The organism is Sphingomonas cellulosilytica, assembly GCF_052321755.1.
Taxonomy (GTDB): Bacteria; Pseudomonadota; Alphaproteobacteria; order Sphingomonadales; family Sphingomonadaceae; genus Sphingomonas.
The window spans coordinates 298,182-322,669 of sequence record NZ_JBQRTT010000004.1 but is presented as its reverse complement, the minus strand read 5'-3'; the positions used below and the strand labels follow the sequence as shown (position 1 = coordinate 322,669).

At 67.7% G+C, this 24,488-nt stretch carries 25 protein-coding genes and 2 tRNA genes; 9 read left to right on the top strand and 18 right to left on the bottom strand.

Annotated elements, in window-relative coordinates:
- Window positions 1-284: 284 nt before the first annotated feature.
- The 3 genes from mtaB to ACTZQ5_RS09005 are packed head-to-tail and all read left to right on the top strand — an operon-like array spanning window position 285 to window position 3,176.
- A complete protein-coding gene (gene mtaB / locus ACTZQ5_RS09015; RefSeq protein WP_443584835.1) occupies window positions 285-1,538 on the top strand; it encodes a tRNA (N(6)-L-threonylcarbamoyladenosine(37)-C(2))-methylthiotransferase MtaB in 1,254 nt (417 codons plus the stop codon).
- A complete protein-coding gene (gene ftsY / locus ACTZQ5_RS09010) occupies window positions 1,535-2,473 on the top strand; it encodes a signal recognition particle-docking protein FtsY (RefSeq protein WP_443584834.1) in 939 nt (312 codons plus the stop codon). The genes mtaB and ftsY overlap by 4 nt, the downstream gene beginning before the upstream one ends.
- 31 nt (window positions 2,474-2,504) lie before the next feature.
- Window positions 2,505-3,176 (top strand): inner membrane-spanning protein YciB, encoded by a 672-nt coding sequence (locus ACTZQ5_RS09005; RefSeq protein ID WP_443584833.1) that lies wholly within the window; start codon window positions 2,505-2,507, stop codon window positions 3,174-3,176.
- Between the two features lie 163 nt (window positions 3,177-3,339).
- Here the strand turns inward: ACTZQ5_RS09005 and ACTZQ5_RS09000 are convergent.
- The 3 genes from ACTZQ5_RS09000 to lon form a co-directional block, all read right to left on the bottom strand.
- Window positions 3,340-3,414, bottom strand: a tRNA-Val gene (locus ACTZQ5_RS09000).
- A 62-nt stretch (window positions 3,415-3,476) separates the two neighbouring features.
- On the bottom strand, window positions 3,477-3,749 hold the full coding sequence (locus ACTZQ5_RS08995) for an HU family DNA-binding protein (RefSeq protein ID WP_163958216.1): 273 nt from the start codon (window positions 3,747-3,749) through the stop codon (window positions 3,477-3,479).
- A 152-nt stretch (window positions 3,750-3,901) separates the two neighbouring features.
- Window positions 3,902-6,295 carry an endopeptidase La gene (gene lon, locus ACTZQ5_RS08990; protein WP_443584832.1) on the bottom strand — a complete coding sequence of 798 codons (2,394 nt, stop codon included), beginning with the start codon at window positions 6,293-6,295 and terminating at the stop codon, window positions 3,902-3,904.
- 151 nt (window positions 6,296-6,446) lie between these two features.
- Here lon and ACTZQ5_RS08985 point away from each other — a divergent pair, with 151 nt between their 5' ends.
- The 3 genes from ACTZQ5_RS08985 to ACTZQ5_RS08975 are packed head-to-tail and all read left to right on the top strand — an operon-like array spanning window position 6,447 to window position 8,979.
- Window positions 6,447-8,153: a M1 family metallopeptidase gene (locus ACTZQ5_RS08985; RefSeq protein ID WP_443584831.1), complete on the top strand. Its 1,707-nt coding sequence runs from the start codon at window positions 6,447-6,449 to the stop codon at window positions 8,151-8,153.
- Window positions 8,150-8,401: a hypothetical protein gene (locus ACTZQ5_RS08980; RefSeq protein WP_443584830.1), complete on the top strand. Its 252-nt coding sequence runs from the start codon at window positions 8,150-8,152 to the stop codon at window positions 8,399-8,401. Before ACTZQ5_RS08985 ends, ACTZQ5_RS08980 begins: the two co-directional genes overlap by 4 nt.
- Entirely contained in the window at window positions 8,398-8,979 is a 582-nt protein-coding gene (locus ACTZQ5_RS08975; RefSeq protein ID WP_443584829.1) for a methyltransferase family protein, read from the top strand. Before ACTZQ5_RS08980 ends, ACTZQ5_RS08975 begins: the two co-directional genes overlap by 4 nt.
- On the opposite strand, the gene ACTZQ5_RS08970 is transcribed toward ACTZQ5_RS08975, so the two are convergent.
- Both ACTZQ5_RS08970 and ACTZQ5_RS08965 read right to left on the bottom strand, forming a co-directional pair.
- Window positions 8,937-9,536 (bottom strand): GNAT family N-acetyltransferase, encoded by a 600-nt coding sequence (locus tag ACTZQ5_RS08970; protein WP_443584828.1) that lies wholly within the window; start codon window positions 9,534-9,536, stop codon window positions 8,937-8,939. The two genes, ACTZQ5_RS08975 and ACTZQ5_RS08970, sit on opposite strands and share 43 nt — an antisense overlap.
- Window positions 9,537-9,580: 44 nt before the next feature.
- Entirely contained in the window at window positions 9,581-10,702 is a 1,122-nt protein-coding gene (locus ACTZQ5_RS08965; RefSeq protein ID WP_443584827.1) for a calcium:cation antiporter, read from the bottom strand.
- Between the two features lie 238 nt (window positions 10,703-10,940).
- Here ACTZQ5_RS08965 and ACTZQ5_RS08960 point away from each other — a divergent pair, with 238 nt between their 5' ends.
- Complete coding sequence (locus tag ACTZQ5_RS08960) at window positions 10,941-11,801, top strand: manganese catalase family protein (protein WP_443584826.1); 861 nt, start codon at window positions 10,941-10,943, stop codon at window positions 11,799-11,801.
- A gap of 48 nt (window positions 11,802-11,849) precedes the next feature.
- Here ACTZQ5_RS08960 and ACTZQ5_RS08955 read toward each other — a convergent pair whose 3' ends face one another.
- The 7 genes from ACTZQ5_RS08955 to ACTZQ5_RS08925 all read right to left on the bottom strand — a co-directional run bounded on the left by ACTZQ5_RS08955 (window position 11,850) and on the right by ACTZQ5_RS08925 (window position 18,586).
- On the bottom strand, window positions 11,850-12,494 hold the full coding sequence (locus ACTZQ5_RS08955; protein WP_443584825.1) for a hypothetical protein: 645 nt from the start codon (window positions 12,492-12,494) through the stop codon (window positions 11,850-11,852).
- 43 nt (window positions 12,495-12,537) lie between these two features.
- A complete protein-coding gene (locus ACTZQ5_RS08950; protein WP_443584824.1) occupies window positions 12,538-13,068 on the bottom strand; it encodes a hypothetical protein in 531 nt (176 codons plus the stop codon).
- 437 nt (window positions 13,069-13,505) lie between these two features.
- Complete coding sequence (gene clpX / locus ACTZQ5_RS08945; protein ID WP_443584823.1) at window positions 13,506-14,777, bottom strand: ATP-dependent Clp protease ATP-binding subunit ClpX; 1,272 nt, start codon at window positions 14,775-14,777, stop codon at window positions 13,506-13,508.
- A gap of 113 nt (window positions 14,778-14,890) precedes the next feature.
- Window positions 14,891-15,580 carry an ATP-dependent Clp protease proteolytic subunit gene (locus ACTZQ5_RS08940; protein ID WP_443584822.1) on the bottom strand — a complete coding sequence of 230 codons (690 nt, stop codon included), beginning with the start codon at window positions 15,578-15,580 and terminating at the stop codon, window positions 14,891-14,893.
- 55 nt (window positions 15,581-15,635) lie between these two features.
- Entirely contained in the window at window positions 15,636-16,577 is a 942-nt protein-coding gene (locus tag ACTZQ5_RS08935; protein WP_443584821.1) for a glycosyltransferase family 2 protein, read from the bottom strand.
- Between the two features lie 158 nt (window positions 16,578-16,735).
- A complete protein-coding gene (tig, locus tag ACTZQ5_RS08930) occupies window positions 16,736-18,430 on the bottom strand; it encodes a trigger factor (RefSeq protein WP_443584820.1) in 1,695 nt (564 codons plus the stop codon).
- Between the two features lie 71 nt (window positions 18,431-18,501).
- Window positions 18,502-18,586: transfer RNA gene (locus ACTZQ5_RS08925), tRNA-Leu, on the bottom strand.
- Window positions 18,587-18,738: 152 nt separating this feature from the next.
- Here ACTZQ5_RS08925 and ACTZQ5_RS08920 point away from each other — a divergent pair.
- Both ACTZQ5_RS08920 and ACTZQ5_RS08915 read left to right on the top strand, forming a co-directional pair.
- Entirely contained in the window at window positions 18,739-18,900 is a 162-nt protein-coding gene (locus ACTZQ5_RS08920; protein ID WP_443584819.1) for a hypothetical protein, read from the top strand.
- A 1-nt stretch (window position 18,901) separates the two neighbouring features.
- Window positions 18,902-19,126, top strand: a complete 225-nt coding sequence (locus tag ACTZQ5_RS08915) for a hypothetical protein (protein ID WP_443584818.1) — start codon at window positions 18,902-18,904, stop codon at window positions 19,124-19,126.
- A gap of 287 nt (window positions 19,127-19,413) precedes the next feature.
- On the opposite strand, the gene ACTZQ5_RS08910 is transcribed toward ACTZQ5_RS08915, so the two are convergent.
- From ACTZQ5_RS08910 to gatC, 6 genes are all read right to left on the bottom strand, one after another.
- Complete coding sequence (locus tag ACTZQ5_RS08910; RefSeq protein ID WP_443584817.1) at window positions 19,414-20,043, bottom strand: peptidylprolyl isomerase; 630 nt, start codon at window positions 20,041-20,043, stop codon at window positions 19,414-19,416.
- Between the two features lie 370 nt (window positions 20,044-20,413).
- A complete protein-coding gene (gatB, locus tag ACTZQ5_RS08905; RefSeq protein ID WP_443584816.1) occupies window positions 20,414-21,886 on the bottom strand; it encodes an Asp-tRNA(Asn)/Glu-tRNA(Gln) amidotransferase subunit GatB in 1,473 nt (490 codons plus the stop codon).
- Window positions 21,883-22,293, bottom strand: coding sequence for a type II toxin-antitoxin system VapC family toxin (locus ACTZQ5_RS08900; RefSeq protein WP_443584815.1), 411 nt, complete (start codon window positions 22,291-22,293; stop codon window positions 21,883-21,885). The genes gatB and ACTZQ5_RS08900 overlap by 4 nt, the downstream gene beginning before the upstream one ends.
- Window positions 22,290-22,586 carry an AbrB/MazE/SpoVT family DNA-binding domain-containing protein gene (locus tag ACTZQ5_RS08895; RefSeq protein ID WP_443584814.1) on the bottom strand — a complete coding sequence of 99 codons (297 nt, stop codon included), beginning with the start codon at window positions 22,584-22,586 and terminating at the stop codon, window positions 22,290-22,292. The genes ACTZQ5_RS08900 and ACTZQ5_RS08895 overlap by 4 nt, the downstream gene beginning before the upstream one ends.
- A 46-nt stretch (window positions 22,587-22,632) precedes the next feature.
- Window positions 22,633-24,114 carry an Asp-tRNA(Asn)/Glu-tRNA(Gln) amidotransferase subunit GatA gene (gatA, locus tag ACTZQ5_RS08890; protein ID WP_443584813.1) on the bottom strand — a complete coding sequence of 494 codons (1,482 nt, stop codon included), beginning with the start codon at window positions 24,112-24,114 and terminating at the stop codon, window positions 22,633-22,635.
- Window positions 24,114-24,416: an Asp-tRNA(Asn)/Glu-tRNA(Gln) amidotransferase subunit GatC gene (gene gatC, locus ACTZQ5_RS08885; RefSeq protein WP_443584812.1), complete on the bottom strand. Its 303-nt coding sequence runs from the start codon at window positions 24,414-24,416 to the stop codon at window positions 24,114-24,116. Before gatC ends, gatA begins: the two co-directional genes overlap by 1 nt.
- Between the last annotated feature and the right edge of the window lie 72 nt (window positions 24,417-24,488).

Genomic DNA, 24,488 nt, shown 5'->3' with positions numbered 1-24,488 from the left:
GGCGCGTCCTCGATCGCATTCCGTGGTGGAACGTGGGGGCGCCTTACGGGAATGCGGCGGGAAAGGCAAGGTGCGCAGTGCAGTGGGCGAGACGCCGCCCCCCCCCTTCCCGTCATCCCGGCGAACGCCGGGCCCCATGGATACGAGGCGGCCGTTCTTTACGCTCCACCATCAGCGTTGCGCGTCCATGGGTCCCGGCGTTCGCCGGGATGACGAATACAGCGGCGGCCTCCCTACTCGCTCGAACATGGACTTGGGCCGCCACCGCGACTAAATCCCGCGCCATGCATGCTTCCGCGCCAGAGGTGATCTCCCTCGGCTGCCGCCTCAACATCGCCGAGAGCGAGACGATCGCCACGCTGATCGCGGGTCGCGACACGGTGGTGGTCAATTCCTGCGCGGTCACTAATGCCGCGGTAAAGGCGACCCGCCAGGCGATCCGCCGCGCCCGCCGCGCGCGGCCGGATGCGGAACTGGTCGTCACCGGCTGCGCAGCGCAGATCGACCCGGCAAGCTTCGCCGCGATGCCCGAGGTCACCCGCGTCATCGGCAACGGCGAGAAGCTGCTGCCGGAGGCGTGGGCCAGCGCCGAACCGATCGTCGTCGGCGACATCATGCGGCTAACCGAAACCGCGCCGCACCTCGCGCCCCTCTTCACCGGCCAAGCCTTCGCCGGCCACGCGCGCGCCTTCGTCGAGGTGCAGAACGGCTGCGACCATCGCTGCACCTTCTGCGCCATCCCCTTCGGCCGCGGCCCGAGCCGATCGGTGCCGGCCGGCGCGGTGGTGGAGCGGATCGCGGCACTCGTCGATGCCGGCCATGCCGAGGTGGTGCTGACCGGCGTCGACCTCACCAGCTATGGCCACGACCTGCCCGGCACGCCGACGCTCGGACTGCTGGTCGAACGGATCCTGCGCCACGTCCCCGCCCTCGCCCGCCTCCGCCTCTCGTCGCTCGATTCGATCGAGATCGACGACCGCCTGGCCGACATCGTCACCGGCGAGCCGCGGGTGATGCCGCACCTCCATCTGTCCTTCCAGGCGGGCAGCGACATGATCCTCAAGCGGATGAAGCGCCGCCACAGCCGCGCGCAGGCGATCGAGACGGTCGCCCGCCTCAAGGCGGTGCGGCCGGACATTGCCATCGGCGCCGACCTGATCGCCGGCTTCCCGACCGAGGACGAGGCCATGTTCGCCGACACGCTGGCGCTGATCGACGATGCCGACATCGTCCATGCCCACATCTTTCCCTATTCGCCCCGCGCCGGCACGCCCGCCGCGCGCATGCCGCAGGTCGACGCCGCTACCATCCGCACCCGTGCCGAGCGGCTGCGCACCGCCGCCGCCCGCCGCAAGGCGGCCTGGCTTCGGGGGCTCGTCGGCACGACGCAGGCGGTGCTGGTCGAACGGCCCGGCGACCGCGGCCACGCCGATACGTTTGCCGAAGTGCGCCTCTCCTCCAGCGGGCAATCGGGGCAGATCGTCTCCGCCCGCATCACCGCCGCCACCGACACCCATCTGTTAGGTACCATCGCATGAGCACCACTCCCACCTGGCACGAGCGGCTGCTCGGCGGGTTCAAGAAGACCTCGGACCGGCTGGTCGGCAATCTCGCCGGGTTAGGCGGCGCGCGCCTCGACGATGCGACGCTCGACGAGGTCGAGGAGGCGCTGATCGCCTCCGACCTCGGCCCCGAAACCGCGGGCAAGATCCGCACGCGGCTCGCGGAGGGGACGTTCGAGCGCAACATGGAGGAACTCGGCATCCGGCTGGTCGTCGCCGAGGAGGTGGAGAAGGCGCTGGCGAAGGTCGCGCAGCCGATCGCGGTCGAAGCCTTTCCGCGGCCGCAGGTGATCCTGGTCATCGGCGTCAACGGATCGGGCAAGACGACCACGATCGCCAAGCTCGCGCACCTCTTGATGGAGCAGGATTACGGCGTGATGCTGGCCGCCGGCGACACCTTCCGCGCCGCGGCGATCGGCCAGCTCGCCACCTGGGCGGAACGGGTCGGCGTGCCGATCGTCACCGGGCCGGAGGGCGGCGACGCCGCCGGCGTGGTGTGGGATGCGGTGAAGAAGGCGACAGAAACCGGCATCGACGTGCTGATCGTCGACACCGCCGGGCGCCTGCAGAACAAGCGCGAGCTGATGGACGAACTCGCCAAGATCCGCCGCGTGCTCGGCCGGATCAACCCGGCAAGCCCGCACGACGTGGTGCTGGTGCTCGACGCCACCACCGGCCAGAACGCGCTGTCCCAGATCGAGGTGTTCAAGGAGGTGGCGGGCGTCACCGGCCTGGTCATGACCAAGCTCGACGGCACCGCGCGCGGCGGCGTGCTGGTCGCGGCGGCGGAGAAATACGGCCTGCCGATCCACGCGATCGGCGTCGGCGAAGGGATGACGGACCTGCGCCCCTTCGATGCGCACGAGGTCAGCCGGATCATCGCCGGCGTCGATACCGGGGGGCGGAAGTGAACGGGCCTCGCACCCGCCGCGAGGTGATGGCATGACCCACAAATCGTCCCCCGGCCTGCGCATGGGCGTCGAATACGGGCCCCTGCTCGTCTTCTTCGCGGTGAACTTCCTCTTTCCCGCGGCGCTCGCCATGCGGCTCGTCGGCGCGAGCACCGGCTTCCTCTCCGACCTCGATCGCGCCGGCGCGCTGGTGATCGCCAAGGTGATCGTCGCCACCACCGCCTTCGTCATCGCGACGGTCGCGGCGATGATCGTGTCCCGGGCGAAGCTCGGCCAGATCTCGCCGATGCTGTGGATCTCGGGTGGGTTCGTCGTCGTGTTCGGCGGCCTCACCGTCTATTTCCACGACCCCAAGTTCATCCAGATGAAGCCGACCTTCGTCTATGCGATGTTCGCGGTCGTGCTCGCCTTCGGCCTGCTGACCGGCCGCCCGCTGCTGCAAGGGCTGCTCGGCACCGCATATCCCGGCCTGACCGCTGAGGGCTGGCGCAAGCTGACCCGCAACTGGGCGGTGTTCTTCGCCGGCATGGCCGGGCTCAACGAGCTCGTGTGGCGGACGACGAACTGGGACTTCTGGGTCGGCTTCAAGCTGTGGGGGGCGATCCCCCTGACGCTGCTGTTCGCCTTTGCGAACATCCCGATGCTGCTGCGGCATGGGCTGTCGACGGGGGAGAACCCGGCCGTGGACGTGCCGCCGGAATAACGGGCCGTCCTGCGCCCACCCTCACCCTCTCGCCGCCTTCGGCGTCTTTCTCCCTCTCCCATTGGGAGAGGGAGGGAGGCGCGAAGCGCCGGAAGGGTGAGGGTGAGCGCTGGACGCCAGAACCAAAAAGCCCGCGCCGGTCGTGCGACCGCGCGGGCTATAATGGTGGGCGCGACAGGGATTGAACCTGTGACCCCACCCGTGTGAAGGGTGTGCTCTACCGCTGAGCTACGCGCCCGAAACCGTTTGAAACTGTTCGGAGGCGGGCCTTTACGAAGCCCCGCGCCCCCTGTCCAGCCCTCAGTTCACAGAATCCTTCAAGCCCTTGCCGGCCTTGAACTTGGGCTGCGAGGACGCCTTGATCGTCATCGGTTCGCCGGTGCGCGGGTTGCGGCCGGTCGACGCCTTGCGCTTGGACACCGAGAAGGTGCCGAACCCGACCAGGCGCACTTCGTCGCCCTTCTTGAGGCTCGCCGAGATCGCGTCGAACACCGCTTCCACCGCCTTGATCGCATCGCCCTTGGCGAGGCCGGAGGTGTCGGCGACCGTGGCGATCAGCTCTTGCTTGTTCATGGAATTGCTGCCCCCTTCATAAACTTATGAGAATCGTTGCCGCGCCAGAATGACCAGTAAGGCGATCAGGCGCGGCAGAGTCAATGGATACCGCCGGGCCTTGGCAGCCGCGGCGGTTCCAAAACGTTAACAAGCGGACCGAAGTCCAAGGCTCAGTGATGCAACTCGCCGCCCGCCGGCGCAACCCCCGCCGGGGGCAATGCGGCGAGTTCGTCCGCGTCGGTCCAGTCGATCGCCTCCAGCGGCTCGGTCAGCGCGAGCTTCAGCACCTCGTCGACATGGGACACCGGAACGATGGTCAGCCCGTCCTTGATGTTCTGCGGAATGTCGGCGAGGTCCTTCTCGTTCTCCTGCGGGATGAGCACCGTGGTGATGCCGCCGCGCAGCGCCGCGAGCAGCTTTTCCTTCAACCCGCCGATCGGCAGCACGCGGCCGCGCAGCGTCACCTCGCCGGTCATCGCCACTTCCTTCTTCACCGCGACGCCGGTCAACGTCGAGACGATCGAGGTGACGAGGCCGATACCCGCCGACGGCCCGTCCTTGGGCACCGCCCCTTCGGGCAGGTGGATGTGGATGTCCTTGCGATGGAACAGCGACGGCTTGATCCCGTAGCTGGGCGAGCGCGCCTGCACGAAGCTGAAGGCGGCCTGCACCGATTCCTTCATCACGTCGCCGAGCTTGCCGGTCGTCTTCACCGCGCCCTTGCCCGGCACGGTGACGCTCTCGATCGTCAGCAGTTCGCCGCCGACCTCGGTCCAGGCGAGGCCGGTCACCGCGCCGATCTGATGCTCGGTCTCGCTGAGCCCGTGGCGATACTTCTGCACGCCGGCGAACTCGTGGAGGTTGTCGGGCGTGATCGTCACGCTGGTCGCCTTGCCCTCCAGGATCTGGCGCAGCGCCTTGCGCGCCAGCTTGGCGATCTCGCGCTCCAGCGTGCGCACGCCCGCCTCGCGGGTGTAGCGCTGGATCAGCGCCCGCAGGCCGGCATCGGTCAGCGTGAACTCGCCGTCCTTCAGGCCATGCGCCTCGACCTGCTTGGCGACGAGGTGCCGCTCGGCGATCTCGACCTTTTCATCCTCGGTATAGCCCTCCAGCCGGATGATCTCCATGCGGTCGAGCAGCGGCTGCGGCAGGTTCAGCGTGTTCGCCGTGCAGACGAACATCACGTCGCTGAGGTCGATATCGATTTCGAGATAGTGATCGTTGAACTTGCCGTTCTGTTCGGGGTCGAGCACCTCGAGCAGCGCCGACGCCGGATCGCCGCGGAAATCCTGGCCGAGCTTGTCGATCTCATCGAGCAGGAACAGCGGATTGCTGGTCCCGGCCTTCTTGAGGTTGGTGACGATCTTGCCGGGCAGCGAGCCGATGTACGTCCGGCGGTGACCGCGGATCTCGGCCTCGTCGCGCACGCCGCCGAGGCTCTGGCGGATGAACTCGCGCCCCGTGGCCTTCGCGATCGACTTGCCGAGGCTGGTCTTGCCGACGCCCGGCGGGCCGACGAGGCACAGGATCGGCCCCTTCAGCTTGTTGGTGCGCGCCTGCACGCCGAGATATTCGACGATCCGGTCCTTCACCTTCTCCAGCGCATAATGGTCCTCGTCGAGCACCGCCTGCGCTGCCGCGATATCCTTCTTGATCTTGCTCTTCTTGCCCCACGGCAAGCCGAGCAGCACGTCGAGGTAGTTGCGCACCACCGTCGCCTCGGCGCTCATCGGCGCCATGGTCTTCAGTTTCTTGAGCTCGGCGGTCGCCTTGGTGCGCGCTTCCTTCGAAAGCTTCAGGCCTGCGATCTTCTGCGTCAGTTCGGCGATCTCGTCGCCGTCGCTCTCGTCGTCGCTGTTGCCCAGCTCGCGCTGGATCGCCTTGAGCTGTTCGTTGAGGTAATATTCGCGCTGCGTCTTTTCCATCTGGCGCTTGACGCGGCTCTTGATCTTCTTCTCGACGTGCAGGACGCCGAGTTCGCCCTCCATCAGCGCATAGGCCATCTCCAGCCGCTTTACGGGGTCGAGCTCGACCAGCAGCGCCTGCTTGTCGGCGACCTTCACCTGGATGTTGGCCATGATCGCATCGCCCAGCTTGGAGGCCTTGACGATCTCGCCCAGCTGCTGCGCGGTTTCGGCCGGCAGCTTCTTGTTGAGCTTGGCATAGGTTTCGAACTGGTCGACTGCCGAGCGCATCAGCGCGTCGACCTCGATCCCCTCCGCCTCGCGCTCTTCCAGCATCTCGACGGTGGCATGCAGATAGCCGTCGGCTTCCGTCAGCTCGCCCAGGCGCGCGCGCGCTTTGCCCTCGACCAGCACGCGCACGGTGCCGTCGGGCAGCTTCAGCAATTGCAGCACGGTGGCGGTGACGCCGACCTCGTACAGGTCTTCGCGGCCGGGATCGTCCTCGGCCGGGTCGAGCTGCGCGACGAGGAAGATCTCCTTGTCGGCGCCCATCGCCGCTTCCAGCGCCGCCACCGATTTGTCGCGCCCGACGAACAGCGGCACGATCATATGCGGGAAGACGACGATATCGCGCAGCGGCAGAACGGGGAATGTGGTCATGGATACTCCGGTGCCGCGTCGAACGGGGCGGCTTTGCTACACTATATGGGGCGCGCGGCGCATCCATCAATCGTCACGGCTGCGGCATGATGCCTCTTGTCATCGACCGGGCGAGCGCCGAAACCCGCGGGCGATCGATCGGGAGTATGGAATGTCGCTTCGCCTGCCGTTTGCCGCCCTGCTGCTGCTCTCGTCGAGCGCCTTCGCCGCCGACCCGGGCAAGCCGCCGCTTACCGCCCAGACCTCCGCCTCCGGCGGGCCGCTGGACGCAGCGCAGAAGAAGGTGACGTTCGACACCGCCGATCTCGCGATCGAGGTCGATCCCGACCGCGAGGTCATCAACGCGACCGCGACCCTCGTCTTCACCACGCTCGACAAGACCGACCGCCTCGTGGTCGATCTCGACAAGAACTACACCGTCACGGCGGTGACGGTCGACGGCGCCGATTCCGCCGGCTTCAGCAATCCCGAAGGCCGGATGACGATCAAGCTGGTCAAGAAGGCCGCCAAGGGTGCCAAGCTGACCGTCAAGATCACCTACGGCGGCCGGCCGCACACCGCGGTGCACGCGCCGTGGGACGGCGGCTTCGTCTGGGCGCGGACGCCCGACGGGCAGCCCTGGGTCGCCACCGCCGTGCAGAACGAGGGCTGCGACCTCTTCTGGCCGTGCATCGACTATCCGACCTACGAGCCGCAGTCGGTGACGCTGCACATCACCGTGCCCAAGGGGCTGAAGGCGCCGTCCAACGGCAAGCTGCTCGGCGTCGACACGTTCGACGACGGCCGCACCACCTGGAACTGGCAGATCGCCCATCCCAACCCCTACGCCATCGCGCTCAACATCGGCCCGTACGAGGAGATCAGCGGCACCTACAAGAGCCGCTACGGCAACGAGATCCCGATGTTCTACTGGTACCTGCCGGGCGAGAAGCCGCAGGCGGAGAAGCTGTTCGCCGAATTCGCCCCGACGCTCGACTTCTACGAAGCCGTGGTCGGCCCCTACCCCTGGCCGAGCGAAAAGGTCGGCGTGGTCGAGACGCCGCACCTCGGCATGGAGCACCAGACGATCAACGCCTACGGCAACAAATACGCCAAGGCGCCTGAGGGATTCGACTGGCTGTTCCAGCATGAATTCGGCCACGAATGGTTCGCCAACCAGATGACCGCGCCCAATTGGGACGACTTCTGGATGCACGAAGGCTTCACCGAATATATGCAGCCGCTCTACGGCCGCTGGCGCGAGGGCGAGGCGCGCTACGACGCGATGATGCTCGACATGCGGCCGAAGATCCTCAACCAGTCGGCGCTGGTGACCGGCAAGCCGCAGACCGCCGACGACGTCTACAAGAAGGCGCCCGGCCGCGGCGGTGACATCTACTACAAGGGCGCCTGGGTACTCCACACGCTGCGCAACGCGATCGGCGACGCCGCCTTCCACCGCGTGCTGCAGCTGACCGTCTATGGCATTCCGGACCCGCAGCCGGGCAATTTCCAGCCCGTCTTCCGCACGACCCCGGAATTCATCGCCTACGTCAATCAGGTGACCGGGCAGAACTGGCAGTGGTTCTTCGACGTCTACCTGTATCAGGCGGGGCTGCCCAAGCTGACGGTCAGCCGCAATGCGACGCAGCTCCAGCTGAAATGGGTCGCCCCCAACGGCAAGCCCTTCCCGCTGCCGGTCGAGGTGTCGATCGACAATGTGGTGCAGAAGGTGCCGATGACCGGCGGCCTGGCGACGATCACGGTGCCCGAAGGCGCGCACGTCGTCGTCGATCCGATGGCGCGCGTGCTGAAGCAGGACGATGCCGTCGACGCCTTCCAGGCCTGGAAGTCCGCGCAAAAGGCGCCGGCCAAGTGAGCGCGCGCCCGTCCGCTTCGGCACCCTGGCTCGCCCGCGCCGCGGAGATGGCGGCGATCTTCATGGTCGGCGACGGACTGGTCGGTCTCGCCCAGCCGCGCCGCCACGTCGACCTGTGGAAGCGCGATGCGCTGGGTGCCGAACGGACGGTGCGCCCCTTCGTCGACCGGCCGGGGCGGCGGCGGCTGTATGCCGTGGCGCAGATCGCCACCGGCTTGTGGCTGGCGGGCAAGCAGCGTCCGCGATGATCGCCGCCACCGGCCTGCCCGCGCTCGCCGCGCTGGCGCTCGGCCTGTTCCTGTTCGCGGTCGCGCTCGTCGCGCGCCGCTGGCAGCGTCGGCCGGAGGCAGGTGGTCGGCGCGACCCGGTTTCGATCGGGGGCATCGCGGTGCAGGGCGTCGCCTTCTGCATCGCCTGGGCGGGGCCGGTGGCGGTGACACTCGATCCGCTCGGCGCGGCGGCGATGGCGCAGGCCGCGGTGACCGCGCTGCTGCTCGCCGCGGCGCTGGCGCTGTTCGTCTGGGCGACCGCCGTGATGGGCCGCAACTGGAGCCTCGTCGCGCGCACCCGGGCCGATCACCGGCTGGTGACCACCGGCCCGTTCGCCTGCGTCCGCCACCCGATCTATAGCGCGCTGGCGCTGGTCGTGGTGGCGATGGCGCTGGCGCTCGGCCACGCCGCGCACCTGCTGGCGGCACTGCCGGTCTATGCGCTCGGCACCTGGCTGCGCGTGCGCGCCGAGGAACGCCTGCTGCACGCGCTGTTCGGCACCGCTTATGCCGATTACGCCGGACGGGTGAAGCGCTTCGTGCCCGGCGGGTTCTGACGTTCCCCGCCCGCGGGACCTCGATCCGGCTGGCGCAGCATCGACCAGAAGCGTGGCCCGTCGCGCCCGACCCGCCAGTCCGCCGTCACCGCAAACCCCGCCGCGGCATAGAAGCCGAGGTTCCGTTCGGTCGCCGTCTCCAGATAGCAGGGCAGCCGCCCCGCCGCCCGCGCAAGTCCCGCAGCAAGGGCCGCCCGGCCGAAGCCCTGGCCCTGCGCCGCCGGATCGCACCCGGCGATGTGCAGATACCAGAAGGCGCCTTGCGGCATGTGAGCGTCGATCGCCGCGCTGACCGCCAGCGCGCGCCGCACCCCGCCGCGCAGCGCAGCGAGCAGGGGCACGGCATGGCGCACCATCTCCCCCCAGCCGACCGCCGCCTGCCCCGGTGCCCGCCACAGCGTCGCCGCCTCGCCGCCCCCCGTCAGCAGCCGCATCCCGGCCCGTCCGTCGCTGTCGAAGAGCAGCGCGAACAATCGCGGCAGCCGAGCCGCGCGCTGCACCGGATCGGGGATGATGTAGGCGAACGCCGGATCGTCCTGAAACGCGCGCGCCAGCATCGCCGCGGTGGGCGTGCGATGGGTCTGGCGCGCGAGCAGGATGGTCAGGGGATCACCGTCGTGAAGAGGTAGGCGGCGAAGATGACGAGGTGCACCACGCCTTGCAACACCGTCGTCCGCCCGGTGCCGAGCGAGATGGTCGTCACGAACAGCGACAGGGCGAGCAGCGTCATGCTCTTGGCACCGATGCCGAGCGCCAGCGGCAGGCCCAGGGTCAGGCTGACGATCGCCACCGCCGGGATGGTGAGGCCGATCGTCGCCAGCGCCGATCCGAGCGCGAGGTTGAGGCTCGTCTGCAATCGGTCGCGTCGCGCCGCATTGTAGGCGGCCAGGCTCTCCGGCGCGAGCACCAGCCCGGCGATCACCACGCCGACGATCGCATGCGGCAGGCCGGCGGAGGCGATCGCCTCCTCGACCCGCGACGACAGCCCCTTGGCCAGCATCACCACCACGACCAGCGCGACCAGCAGCACGCCGAACGCGGTCCACGCGGTACGGTTGGTCGGCGGCGCGGCGTGCCCCTCCGGCTCGATATCGCCGGCGGGCAGGAAATAGTCGCGGTGCCGCACCGTCTGCACCAGCACGAACGTGCCGTAGAGCACCACGCTGACCACCGCGACGAACAGCAGTTGCGAGGGCGCATAGGTCGGCCCCGCCGCGCTGGTCGTGTAATTGGGCAGGATCAGCGACAGCACCACCAGCGCGGCGAGCGTCGCCAGCGCCGCGCTGATCCCGCGCAGGGTAAAGCGCTGCTCGCCATGCTTCAGCCCACCGGTCAGCAGGCAAAGGCCGATGATGAAGTTGAGGATGATCATGATCGCCGCGAACACCGTATCGCGGGCGAGCGCCGCGACATCGCCCGATCCCGACAGCATCAGCGAGACGATCAGCGACACCTCGATCACCGTCACCGCGACGGCGAGCACCAACGTGCCAAACGGCTCGCCGACGCGGTGCGCGACGACCTCGGCATGGTGGACCGCGGCGACCACCGATCCGATCAGGATCGCCGCCGCGATGCCGGTGCCCACCGCCCCCATCGCATAGACCGACAGCAGCACCGCCGGCACGCCGGCCAGCGGAAACAGGATCGCCCACGGCGGCAGGCCGAACCATCCCTTTGCAGGTCCCTGCCCGGTCGTGTCGTCGTTCGTCGCTGCAGCCACCTGTGCTCCTTCGCATCGCCCGTAAAAGCCAATGCACCGCCGCCGCGAAAGGTCCGTGTCGATCCATCCGGCGAATTGCGCGGCGATGCGCGGCGACCCCGGTACGGCGTGATCTAAGTTACGACGATTGTTGGACTTTGTTATTCCTTCGCAACAAACCCTTGCGCGTCTGAACGGTTAGCACCGGGTCGGCACACTGCCGGCGTCCATCCTCACGATCCATCAGGAGACGCCCGTCATGTACTACCACGACAAGCGACTGCAGTATCCGGTCACCGTCGAGAAGCCCGATCCCCAGTTCGCCCGCATGCTCCAGCAGGCGATCGGCGGCGTCGAAGGCGAGATCCGCGTCTGCATGCAATATTTCTTCCAGGCCTGGGGCAATCGCTCGCCCGATCCGCGCTATCGCGACATGCTGCTCAACACCGCGACGGAAGAGATCGGCCATATCGAGATGCTGGCGACCGCGGTCGCGCTCAACCTCGACAAGGCGCCCGCCAGCCTGCAGGAAGAAGGCGCGGCTGACGGCATCGTCGGTGCGGTGATGGGCGGCGAGCGGCCGCGCCACATCGTCGAGGGGCTGATCCACAAGAACCTGCTGTCAAGCGGCCTGTCGGCGATGCCGATCGATTCGGACGGCGTCCCCTTCGACATGAGCCACATCTACGCCAGCGGCAACGTCGCCGCGGACATGTATGCCAACGTCGCGGCGGAGAGCACCGGGCGCGTGCTCGCCGTGCGCCTGTTCAACGCCGCGCATGACGAAGGCATGAAGAAGATGCTGCATTACATGATCGCGCGCGACACCATGCACCAGAACCAGTGGCTGGCCGTGGTGGAGGAACTGGGCGGCGCGGCCAAGCAGGTGCCGATCCCCAACAGCTTCCCGCAGAGCGAGGAGGACAACCAGAACAACTACAATTACTACGTCACCTCGATCGACGGATCGGTGCCGGAGGGCCGCTGGACGAGCGGACCGTCGATCGACGGCAAGGGCGAGTTCACCGTGTTCCGCAACGAGCCGCTGGGCGACGTGCCGAACCTGGGCCCCGCCCGCCCCGACAGTGGCGCGCAGACCGACCAGATCGGCAAGCCGTAACCCAAGCGGAGCCGGCGGCGATGGAAGCGCCGCCGGCTCCATACCCGGTCAGCGCTTCTGGGCGGCCCGCGCGTGCGCCGGCCGGTCGAAGGCATGCTCGCGATAGCGGCCGTCCTTTTCCACCCAGTGCAGAAAGAGGTGCGCGGACCAGCTGTTGGGACTGGGGTCGAGCCGCCCGTGGCGGTGGTGCGTCCCCTGGTACATCACCCCATCGCCCGGCTGCATCGCCACCGAACCATAAGGCTGGCTGCCGAAATCGTCCGCCATCACCGGCTGCGGTACCTCGGTCCGCTCCGTCGCCACCGACAGAGCCCAGGGACGGTCCTCGGCGTAAGCGATGGTCAGCGACAGGCTGTGCTCGCAGGCCTGCCGATCGGAGTGCACGCGGCATACGTCGCCCTGCTGATAGGCGCGGAAATAGGCGTAGGTCGGCATGAGGTCGCAACCGGCGACCTCCGCCATGCGCGGCGTCAGCCCCCACAGGAAGGTGAGCATCGGCGCATATTGGAAGGCATAGATTTCGATCGCCGGCTGCCGCAGCAGCGGCCCGCGCGCGGCGAAGCTCTGGAGCGGCCGCCCCGCTGCCGCCAGATCGGCCTGCATCATCTGGTAGAAGGCACGCAGCACCTCGGGCGGGAACAGGCCCGGCAGCGCGACATAGCCCTGGTCGCGATAGGTCGTGGCAAGTGTCATGACCGCAGCCTAGGACAGCGGCATCACGCAGGCCAGAGCCCGCTCAATGCCCCGTGACGATCAGGATCGCCGGGAAAACGTTCTGGAGGATGTGCACGGCCGCGACCAGCGCGGCGGCGCGCCAGAAGCCGCGACGGCGCCAGGTGACGTAGAGCGTCGAGAAGATCAGGAACGGCCACCAGATCACCGCCCCCCACCAGGGCGAGGCGAGGCTGTGCAGCACGCCCCAGATGGCGGCGCTGGCGACTACCGCCTGCCACGCACCCAGCAACCGCAGCAGCACGGCGAGGATCGCGGCCATGACGAGCGTCTCGATCACCGGGCTGAACAGCGCGATCAGGAACAACTTCACCGGCGCGGAGGTGTCGCCGAGGTCCGGCCCGGCATGATCGGGGACGAGGTGCGCGATGACGAAGCTGAGCGCAGTGCTGCCCGCGATCGTCAGCACCCAGCCGACGAGGATGGCGAGCCACGGCTGCCGGTCGCGGAACAGCAACGCGGGGAGCACGCGCAGCGGTCCCCGGCCGCGCCGCCAGGCGGGCGCTGTGGTCGTATCCAGAGAGAGATCCGTCATCGTCGCCCCATTCGTTGCGCGGCTGTCATGCGGCGGTACGCGTTAACGGCGGATGATGCGGTCGGACCAGTATCATGGTCCGCCACCTGCCGGATGTCCTCGCAAAGCAGATGCTGCTGCAAAGGCCACGCATGTCACATGCGAACCGTCACCCCGGACCGGTTCCGGGGTCTACCGAGCCGCGCAATCCATGGCGTCTGGCTACGCTCCACCGTGGAGGCCGGAACGAGCCCGGCATGACAGAAGGGTTGGCACGAGCGTTCCGCAAGAGCTGCGCGCCCGAAATCCTCGGCATCAAGTGCACTGTAAATCAAAAGCATTACCGCAAAGGGGACGACCACGCCTCGCGGTATCCACAGTAAATCGATGTGACTGGGCCACCACGAAAAGGGGGCGCCGCTCACACGACGCCCCCCCCCGATCGGTTCAGGCCGGCATCATGCCGCAGCGCCGGCGCCGTCCTTCTTCTTCTCGGCATAGACGCGGATCGGTTCCTTGCGGCCCTCGATCACGTCCTTGTCGATCATCACCTCGTCGACGCCGTCCATGCCGGGCAGGTCGAACATCGTGTCGAGCAGGATGCCCTCCAGGATCGATCTGAGGCCGCGCGCGCCGGTCTTGCGTTCGATCGCCTTCTTGGCGACCGTCACCAGCGCATCGTCGGTGAAGCCGAGTTCGACCTCCTCCATCTCGAACAGCTTCTGGTATTGCTTGACCAGGGCGTTCTTGGGCTCGCTCAGGATCTTGACCAGCGCCGGAATGTCGAGGTCCTCCAGCGTCGCGATGACGGGAAGGCGGCCGACGAATTCGGGGATCAGGCCGAACTTCAGCAGATCCTCAGGCTCGGTCTGGCGCAGCAGCTCGCCGGTGCGCTTCTCTTCCGGAGCCGCGACATAGGCGCCGAAGCCGATCGACTTGCCCTGCAACCGATCGCCGATGATCTTTTCGAGGCCGGAGAACGCGCCGCCGCAGATGAACAGGATGTTCGTCGTGTCGACCTGCAGGAACTCCTGCTGCGGATGCTTGCGGCCACCCTGCGGGGGCACGGAGGCGGTGGTGCCTTCCATCAGCTTGAGCAGCGCCTGCTGCACGCCCTCGCCCGACACGTCGCGGGTGATCGACGGATTCTCGGCCTTGCGGCTGATCTTGTCGATCTCGTCGATGTAGACGATGCCGCGCTGTGCCCGCTCGACATTGTAGTCGGAGGCCTGGAGCAGCTTGAGGATGATGTTCTCGACGTCCTCGCCGACATAGCCCGCTTCGGTGAGCGTCGTCGCGTCGGCCATCGTGAACGGCACGTCGAGGATGCGCGCCAGCGTCTGCGCGAGCAGCGTCTTGCCGCAGCCGGTCGGCCCGACCAGCAGGATGTTCGACTTGGCGAGCTCGACGTCGGCACCCTTGGCGCCGTGGTTCAGCCGCTTGTAGTGGTTGTGCACCGCCACCGACAGCACGCGCTTGGCCTGCTTCTGGCCGATGACGTAATCGTCGAGCACGTCGCAGATCTCCTGCGGCGTGGGGACGCCGCCGTCCTTCTTGCTGACCAGCGCGGACTTCGTTTCCTCACGGATGATGTCGTTGCACAGCTCGACGCACTCGTCGCAGATGAACACGGTCGGTCCTGCGATGAGCTTGCGCACCTCGTGCTGCGACTTGCCGCAGAACGAGCAATAGAGGGTGCTCTTCGAGTCGCCACCGCTCAATTTCGTCATTCACACTTCCTTGTCGCGGGGGTTGCCCCGCTGGTGAGGCCGGTCATGGTAGACCGGCCGATACGCAAACCACAACGCCGAAAAGTCACTAAAAGTCACGCCCAGGCGCATGTTCAGGCCGCCTGGGCGACATCCTCGGCAGGGGTCGGCCGCTTGTCGAACACCTCGTCGACCAGGCCGAAGTCCTTGGCTTCATTGGCTTCCAGGAACGTGTCGCGGTCCATGCGGCGCTCGATCTCCTCGATCGGCTGGCCGGTGTATTGCGCGTACAATTCGTTCATCCGCTTGCGAATGCGCAGGATTTCCTTGGCCTGGATCTCGATGTCCGACGCCATGCCCTGCGCGCCGCCCGACGGCTGGTGGATCATGATCCGCGCATTGGTGAGCGCGACGCGCATACCCGGTTCGCCCGAGGCGAGCAGGAAGCTGCCCATCGACGCCGCCTGGCCGATGCACACCGTGCCGACGCGCGGGCGGATGTACTGCATCGTGTCGTGGATCGCCATGCCCGCCGTGACGACGCCGCCCGGCGAGTTGATGTACATGAAGATGTCCTTCTTCGGGTTCTCGGACTCGAGGAAGAGCAGCTGTGCGGTGATGAGGCTGGCCATGCCGTCCTCGACCCCACCGGTCACGAAGATGATCCGCTCGCGCAGCAGGCGGCTGAAGATGTCGAACGAACGCTCGCCGCGGTTCGACTGTTCGATGACGATCGGCACGAGGCCCGCCTGCGTCTGCTGCAGGCCAAGGCCCGCGCGACCCAGATGGCCCGCGTAATCACCGGTCTCGAACGGATTGTGCATGGAAATCTCTCTTATGCCCTAAGGAGCGCCAACATCGGCGCTCCGGCGGGCGAGTTCAAGCCCCGGCAGAGGGTGCGCGGTGCGCCAGATAGGCGAGCCGTCGCACCTCGCGCCGGCCGCGCACCACCGTGTCGAGGATCAGCCCGGCGAACACGCACAGCGCGGCGACGATGCCGAGGCCGGTGATGAGGATCGCGGTCGGGAAACGCGGCACCAGATGCGTGGCCATATAGGTGATCGCCAGCGGCACGCCGAGCACCAGCCCGACGAGCGCGAACAGCGCGCCGATCACGCCGAAGAACAGCAGCGGCCGCTCGATCCGGTACAGCGTCAGGATGGTCGAGAGGATGCGGAAACCGTCGCTGTAGGTGCTGAGCTTCGACGCCGACCCCTCCGGCCGCGCGAAATAGGGCGTCTCGATCTCGGCGCAGGGCATCTTGAGCTCCAGCGCATGGACGCTGATCTCCGTCTCGATCTCGAACCCCGCCGACAGCGAGGGGAAGCTCTTGACGAAGCGGCGCGAGAAGACGCGGTAACCCGACAGGATGTCGGTAAAACTGCGCCCGAACAGCCGCGCCAGCATGCCGGTGAGCAGCGCGTTGCCGAAGCGGTGGCCGCGGCGATAGCTTTCCTGCACCTGGCTGACGCGGGCGCCGACGATCATGTCGCATTGTTCGGCGAGCAGCCGCGCGACGAGCGCGGGGGCGGAGGCGGCGTCATAGGTCGCGTCGCCATCGGCCATGACATAGACGTCGGCGTCGACGTCGGCGAACATCCGGCGGACCACGGCGCCCTTGCCCTGGATACGCTCGGTCCGCACGACGGCACCCGCGGCGCGCGCGACGGCGACCGTGTCGTCGGTCGAATTGTTGTCGTAGACGTAGACGGTGGCGCCGGGCAGCGCGGCGCGGAAGCCGGCGACGGTCTGCGCGATCGCCGCGGCCTCGTTGTAGCAGGGGAGCAGGACTGCGATCACCGGCTGCGTCACGTCTTGCATTCCCCTGCCCCAGCAGTTCCTGAATGTTACCCGTCATCCCCGCGCAGGCGGGGATCCATACTGGCTGACGTCGCGATGGATCATCAACGGAGCGACTATGGATCCCCGCCTGCGCGGGGATGACGACGGAGAGGAGGCGCCGCCCCTCCCCCTCACGATCAGCCCTCGGTCTTCGCCGCGGCCTTCTTCGCGCGCGGCTTCTTGGCCGGGGCGGCGTCGGCGGCTTCGGTGCCTTCCGCCGCTTCGGCGGCGACCGGCGACGATTCCGTCGCTGCGGTCTCTGCCTCGACGGGAGCGGCAGCCTTCTTGGCGCGCGGCTTCTTGGCGGCGGGCGCTTCGTCGGCGGCCGGGGCCGACTCGACCTCGGCGCCGGCATTGTCGTCCTTCGCCACCGGCTTCTTGGCCGCGGCCTTCTTGGCAGGCTTAACCTCGCCTTCAGCTGCGCCCTCGCCCCCGTCGGCCTTCTTCGACTTGCGCGGCTTGTGGTTGTCGTGGTCGTGACTGTGCGTGCCGGTCGCGAAGCCGTCCTCGCTCTCGATCGCGGCTTCCAGCTCCTCGCGGGTCGCTTCGCGGTCGGTCACCTCGGCCTTGTCGAACAGGAAGTCGACGACCTTGTCCTCGTACAGCGGCGCGCGCAGCTGGGCGGCGGCCATCGGCTCCTGCTGGATGTACTGGATGAAACGCTGCTGGTCCTCGCCGCGATACTGCTGCGCGGCCTGGGCGATCAGGCGGTTCATTTCCTGCTGGCTGACCTCGACGCCGTTCGCCTGGCCGATCTCCGACAGCAGCAGGCCGAGACGGACGCGGCGCTCGGCGATCTTGCGGTAATCGTCGCGCTCGGATTCCATCTCGGCGAGCGCGGCGGCCGGGTCAGCCTCATGCGTCGCCTCATGCTCGAGCTGCTGCCAGATCTGCGCGAATTCGGCCTCGACCATCGAAGGCGGCACTTCGAAATCGTGACCCTCGGCGAGCTGGTCGAGCAGCTTGCGCTTCATGTGGGTGCGGGTGAGGCCGTTGTGCTCCTGCTCGATCTGCCCCTTGATGAGGCCGCGCAGCTGCTCCAGGCTTTCGAGCCCGAGGTTCTTGGCGAGATCCTCGTCGATCTTGCTCTCGCCGGCGACCTGGATCTTCTTGACGGTGATGTCGAAGGTGGCGGGCTTGCCGGCCAGTTCCTTGGCGCCGTAATCCTCGGGGAAGGTGACGTTGAGCGTCTTTTCCTCGCCTTGGCGGACGCCCACCAGCTGGTCCTCGAAGCCCGGGATCAAGCGGCCCGAACCCAGTTCGACACCCATGTCGGTGCCGGTGCCGCCATCGAAGGCGACGCCGTCCGCGGTCTTGCCGACGAAGTCGACGGTGACGAGGTCGCCCATTTCGGCAGCCTTGTCATCGGCATCGTCCCACTTCTTCGATTGGTCCGCGAACTTCTGCAGCTGTTCGTCCACCGCCTCGTCGGCGACCGGCACGGTCAGCCGCTCGAGCTTCAGCGCGTCGATCGCGGGCGCGGGCACGGTGGGGAGCACTTCCAGCTCGACGGTGACCGCGGCATCCTTGCCCGGCGCGTAATCGTCGTTCAGCGCGACCGAAGGCTGCATCGCCGGACGCAGCGCCTTGTCGGCGAGCAGCTGCTGCACGCCCTGCTGGATCGCGCTGTTCAGCGCGTCGGCGGCCAGCGCCTCGCCGTGCATCTTGCGCACTAGGTTCACGGGCACCTTGCCGGGACGGAAACCGGGCATCTTCACCTGCGGGGCGACGCGCTTCACCTCAGCATCGACCTTGGCATCGATGTCGGCGGCGGTGATGGTCAGCGTGTAGGCGCGCTTCAGGCCCTCGTTCAACGTCTCGACAGTCTGCATGTTCGGCCTTCAATCTGGAGAAATCTGACGGAAATTCATATGGCTGCCGTCCCGCCCTGGGTATGCGGGACTGGTGCGGGCGAAGGGACTCGAACCCCCACATCTTGCGATACTGGAACCTAAATCCAGCGCGTCTACCAGTTCCGCCACGCCCGCACGAGGACCCGCCGTTGGGGTTTTCCGGCACAGTGAACCTGCGCCGGGCCATCCCTTGGGCGCGCGTCTATACCAGCGTGGCGCGTACAGGCAAGCGCGCAAGGCAACCGGCGTCGGTGCGGGGCGTTATCCAGCGCGAAGGAGAGTTCCCCATGGCCACCCAGCCCCCGCCCGAAACCCCCGCCCCGACGCCGCAGCCGGTGCAGCCCGACGGCCCCCCGCCCGAGGTGACGACGCCCGGCCCGGACATCGACGTCCCCTCGCCCGGCACGCCGGCGACGGATCCCGGCACCGCGCAGCCGGCGGAGGTCTGACATGACCGACACCAATCGCATTCCCGCAGACGCGCCGGACAGCAACCCCGACGGCGACCGCGCCGATCCGCGCCCCGACATCCAGCAGGCGGTGGAGGCGCGCTCCGATGCGGTGGCGCGCGGCGAAGGCGGCGAGGAGCCGTCGCGCTTCACCGATCCCGGCGCGTTCGACGGCAACAGCGGCACCGGCGGCGAGGTCAAGAACCAAGACCTGACGCAGCAGTGATGGCGCCCCTCGCTCTCCCGGCCGGGAAAGGGAGGGCTATCCCATCTGTTGCTGGCCCTTGGTGAAGCGTATCCCATCACAATATTCTTCGTCACCCCGGACGTGTTCCGGGGTCCACCGTGCTGCAAAGCCAACAGCGTATTGGTGCGCGGCACGGTGGATGCCGGACCAAGTCCGACATGACGGTGGATTGGAGAACACCACCCCGGATCAGACTGGCCATATGCGTGAGCCCCGCCCCGGCAGGGGGAAGCGCGCCGGCCGATGCCCCCCCTCGGCGGCCGGCCTCAACCCGCCTTGATGCGGCGGGCCGACAGGATCGTCACCCGGTCCACCGGCACCTCGCCCTTGAACGACCCGCGCATCGTCGCGGTCGGCGATACCGGCGCATCGAAGACCTTCAGGATCGTATCCTGTCCTTCGACCACATGGCCGAAGGCGGCATAGCCCAGATTGTCGCCGGGCTTCGCCGGATCGGCGTCGAACGATGGCTGGTCGCCGATGCTGATCGTGAACTCGCCGCGCCCGCTGCCCGGCTCCAGCCGCGCGGTGGAGACGGTGAAGTCGGTATGCTTGATGCCGGTAAGCGTCGTGGGTTCATGCTTGATCGGCGGCAGAATGCGCTTGCCGTCGCCGTTCGGGCCGAATTGCACGAAGCCGAAATGGTCGGCGACCTTCACCGCGCGATAGAAGGTGACGCCGTCCAGGCGCTTGCCGTCGACATATCTCAGGAAATTGCCCGCGCTGATCGGCGCATGCACCGTATCCGCCTCGATGACGAAGCGGCCTGTCGTCGTCTCGAACGCGACGCGGGGCAGAGGCGCGGGCGCGGGCGCGGGCGCGGGCGCGGGCGCGGGCGCTTGCTGCGCGGAGAGCGGCGCCGCCAGTGCCAGTGCGAGGAGCCATGCGGGTTTCATCGAGCGTCCTTTCCTGATGCTGACCGCATCATCATGGCGACGCACGGGCAATTCAACACTCAGGCTCTCGATCGCCTCTGAATACCCTTCCGTCATGCCCGACGTGTTCCGGCATCCACCAGTCCGCACACGCATAAGTTCATGGCTCCGAGGCGCGGTGGACCCCGGAACGAGTCCGGGGTGACGTATCGCGTGTAACCGATGAGGGTCGTTCGCCGACGCCTCGGCTCACCTAGGACCAATCGCCGTTCAATCCTCCCCCGCCAGGGGGAGGATGAAGAAGGTCCCTAATCTTGCATGTCGATCAGCTTTGGCGTTCGAGGCGGCTCATGCAGCTGCCCGCACCGGCAGCGGGCGACCCGCTCGCGCATCAGCCGGCCATCGCGGTCTTGAGCAGGTCGTTGACCACGGCGGGGTTGGCCTTGCCGCCCATCGCCTTCATCGTCTGGCCGACGAAGAAGCCGAACAGCGCCTCCTTGCCGCCGCGATATTGCGCCAGCTGGTTGGGGTTCTTCGCCAGCACCTCGGCGATCACCGCCTCGATCGCGCCGGTGTCGCTGGTCTGCTTGAGGCCGCGATCCTCGACGATCTTCGTCGGCGCGTCGCCCGTCTCCAGCATCACCTCGAACACCTGCTTGGCGAGGCTGCCGGACAGCGTGCCATCGGCGACCAGCGCCAGCAGCTCGGCCGCCTGCGCCGGCGACACCGGCGATTCGGCGATGCCCTTGCCGGTGCGATTGAGCGCGCCGAACAGTTCGGACGTCGTCCAGTTCGCCGCCGCGACCGGCTTGGCGCCCGCCTCCAGCAGGGTATCGAACCAGCGCGCCGCCTCGACCTCGGCGGTCAGCACGCCCGCCTGATAGGCGGAGATGCCCAGCCCCTCGTAGCGCTGGCGCTTGGCATCGGGCAGTTCGGGCAGGCTGGCGCGGCATTCCTCCAGGAACGCCTCCTCCAGCTCCAACGGCAGCAGGTCGGGATCGGGGAAGTAGCGGTAATCGTGCGCATCTTCCTTGGATCGCATGGTCCGCGTCTGCCCCGTGTCGGGGTTGAACAGCCGCGTCTCCTGCACGATCGTGCCGCCGTCCTCCAGCACCTCGACCTGGCGCCTCGCCTCATGCTCGATCGCCTGCATGACGAAGCGGACCGAGTTGACGTTCTTGGTCTCCGTGCGCGTGCCGAACGGCTCGCCGGGCTTGCGCACGCTGACGTTGACGTCGGCGCGCATCGACCCCTGGTCCATGTTGCCGTCGCAGCTGCCGACGTAGCGCAGGATAGATCGCAGCTTCGTCAGGTAAGCCCCTGCTTCCGCGGGAGAACGCATGTCTGGCCGGCTGACGATCTCCATCAGCGCGACGCCCGAGCGGTTGAGGTCGACATAGGAGCGCGTCGGATGCTGGTCGTGCATCAGCTTGCCCGCGTCCTGCTCGACGTGGATGCGCTCGACGCCGATCGTCTTGGTCGCGTCCGGGTTCTTGTCGTCCGGCGCGATCTCCACCGCACCCTCGCCGACCAGCGGGTGGTAGAGCTGGCTGATCTGATAGCCCTGCGGCAGATCGGCGTAGAAATAGTTCTTGCGATCGAACCGCGACCAGCGGTTGATCTGCGCGTCGATCGCCATGCCGGTGCGCACCGCCTGGCGGATGCACTCCATGTTCGGCACCGGCAGCATGCCCGGCATCGCCGCGTCGACCAGGCTGACCTGCGTGTTCGGCTCCGCACCGAACGCGGTCGCCGCGCCGGAGAACAATTTAGCCTCGGAGGTCACCTGCGCGTGCACCTCCAGGCCGATCACGACCTCCCACTCGCCGGTGGCGCCCTGGATGCGATAGCTGGTCTCGGTCATGGATGCGTCTCTGGGGTGATGAGGGTGAGATCGGGGAAATAACTGGCGAGGCGACGGTCGCGGGTCATCAGCGTGGCGCCCAGCGTCGCGGCATGGCCGGCGATGAGGAAGTCGGGCAGCACCCGCTGCCGCGTTCCGCCGCGCCGGCGATATTCGCCATGGGCCTTGCCGGCGGCAAGTGCGACCTGGTCGGTCAAGACAAGTATGTCTATCTGCAGCTGCTCCAGGTCGCCGAGCAATTCCGCAGGACGTTCCGCGCCGGCCGCAGCCTCTGCCAGCACCAGCTGGTTGCAGACGAGCGTTTCCACGCCAAACACCGAGGCATAACGTTTGCGCGACCAAGACGCACTTGGGGTGTCGTGCGTACCTAGAAGGTCGATGATGATATTCGTATCGACAAAGATCACGGCAACGGTTCGTCACCACGGATGTCCCGCATGATCTCGTCGGTCGGCCGTGTGAACTGCGGATTTTCCTGCATCCGTGCGAAGAACGCTTCTATCCGCGCGGTGCGCTGCTCAGGCGTCTCGTCCGGCCAGCGCCGCCCTGGCACGACAACCGCTTCGCCGCGATCGTTGACCCCGACGTCCACGGGCAGCCCGGGCACCAGACCGATGGCATCGCGCACGTCCTTCGGGATCAGCACCTGACCTTTGCTGGTCATGTTGGTCGTCGTGCGCTTTTCGAGCGGCGCGTTCATCGTCTACCTCCGGCACTACCAAGGTAACACTGGGTTGCCCGATCGTCTACCACCACGCATCCGGCCGCGCCGTGAAGCCGGCGCGCTGCTCGATCGCGAGGCCGGCATTCAGCACGCCCTGCTCGTCCAGCGGCCGACCGATGATCTGCAGGCCCAGCGGCAGCCCGTCCTTGTCGAGCCCGCCCGGCACGCTCATCGCCGGCAGCCCCGCCAGGCTCGAAGGCACGGTGAACACGTCGTTGAGGTACATGGCGATCGGATCGGCCGATTTCTCGCCCAGCGCGAACGCCGCCGACGGGGCGGTGGGCGTCAGCAGCACGTCGCACGTCTCGAACGCGCGCTCGAAGTCGCGGGCGATCAGGGTGCGGATCTTCTGCGCCTGGGTGTAGTACGCGTCGTAGAAGCCGGCCGACAGCACATAGGTGCCGATCATGATGCGCCGCTTCACCTCCGCGCCGAAGCCGTCGGCACGGGTCGCGGCATACATGTCCTGCAATCCGGCGCCATCGGGCAGGTCGCGCAGGCCGTAGCGCACGCCGTCGTAGCGCGCGAGGTTGGACGAGGCCTCCGCCGGCGCGATGATGTAATAGGCGGGCAGCGCATATTTCGTGTGCGGCAAGGAGACTTCGACGATCTCGGCGCCCGCATCCCTCAGCCAGTCGATCCCGGCCTGCCACAGCGCCTCGATCTCCTCGGGCATGCCGTCGACGCGATATTCCTTGGGAATGCCGACGCGCTTGCCGGCAAGGCTCGGCGACAGGCCATGCTCCCAGCGCGGCACGTCGAGTTGCAGCGAGGTCGCGTCCTTGGCGTCGAAGCCGGCCATCGCCTCCAGCATGATCGCGCAGTCGCGCACGTCGCGCGCCATCGGCCCGGCCTGGTCGAGGCTGGAGGCGAAGGCGATCGTCCCCCAGCGCGAGCAGCGGCCGTAGGTCGGCTTGATGCCGCTGATGCCGGTAAAGGCGGCGGGTTGGCGGATCGATCCGCCGGTGTCGGTACCCGTCGCGCCGGGGCACAGCCGCGCCGCCACCGCCGACGAGCTGCCGCCCGACGAGCCGCCCGGCGCCAGTGGCGCATTGCTGCCCGCCTTGCGCCAGGGCGACAGGACGTTGCCGAACGCGCTCGTCTCGTTGGACGAGCCCATCGCGAACTGGTCCATGTTGAGCTTGCCGAGCATGCCGGCGCCGGCGTCCCACAGGTTCTGCGACACCGTCGATTCATAGGGCGGGGTGAAGCCGCCCAGGATGTCGCTCGCCGCGGTGGTGGCGACGCCCTTGGTGCAGAACAGGTCCTTCATGCCGATCGGCACGCCGGCGAGGGCTTTGAGCGTCTCGCCCGCCGCGCGCGCGGCGTCGGCGGCACGGGCCGCGGCCAGTGCATGATCGGGCGTCTCGACCAGGAAGGCGTTGAGCGGCTTGGCCTTGGCCACCTTCACCACGAAGGCGTCGGCCACCTCGACCGCGGAAAAGGTGCCGGCGCGCACGCCGTCGCGGATGGCGGCGATGCCGAGGTCGGTCAGGTCGGCCATTATTCGATCACCTTGGGAACGGTAAAGAAGCCGTGCTCGGCCTGGGGGGCGTTGGCCATCAGCGCATCGCGGATGCCGCCGCCGGTCAGCGGATCGGCGTTGACCACGTCCTCGCGCAGCCGCAGCCGGTTGGGGATGACGGCGGTCATCGGCTCGACGCCGGTGGTATCCACCTCGCCCAGTTGCTCGATCCAGCCGAGGATGTTGCTGAGTTCGGGGGCGAGGCGGCTCGCATCCTCGTCGGTGATCGCGATGCGCGCGAGCGCGGCGACCTTCTTCACGGTGGCGGTGTCTACGGACATGGCCTGCGGCTAGCAGAGGCGTCGCCGCCCTTGCAACCTCGTGTTGCGCGCGACGCGACGCTCGTCCATCAG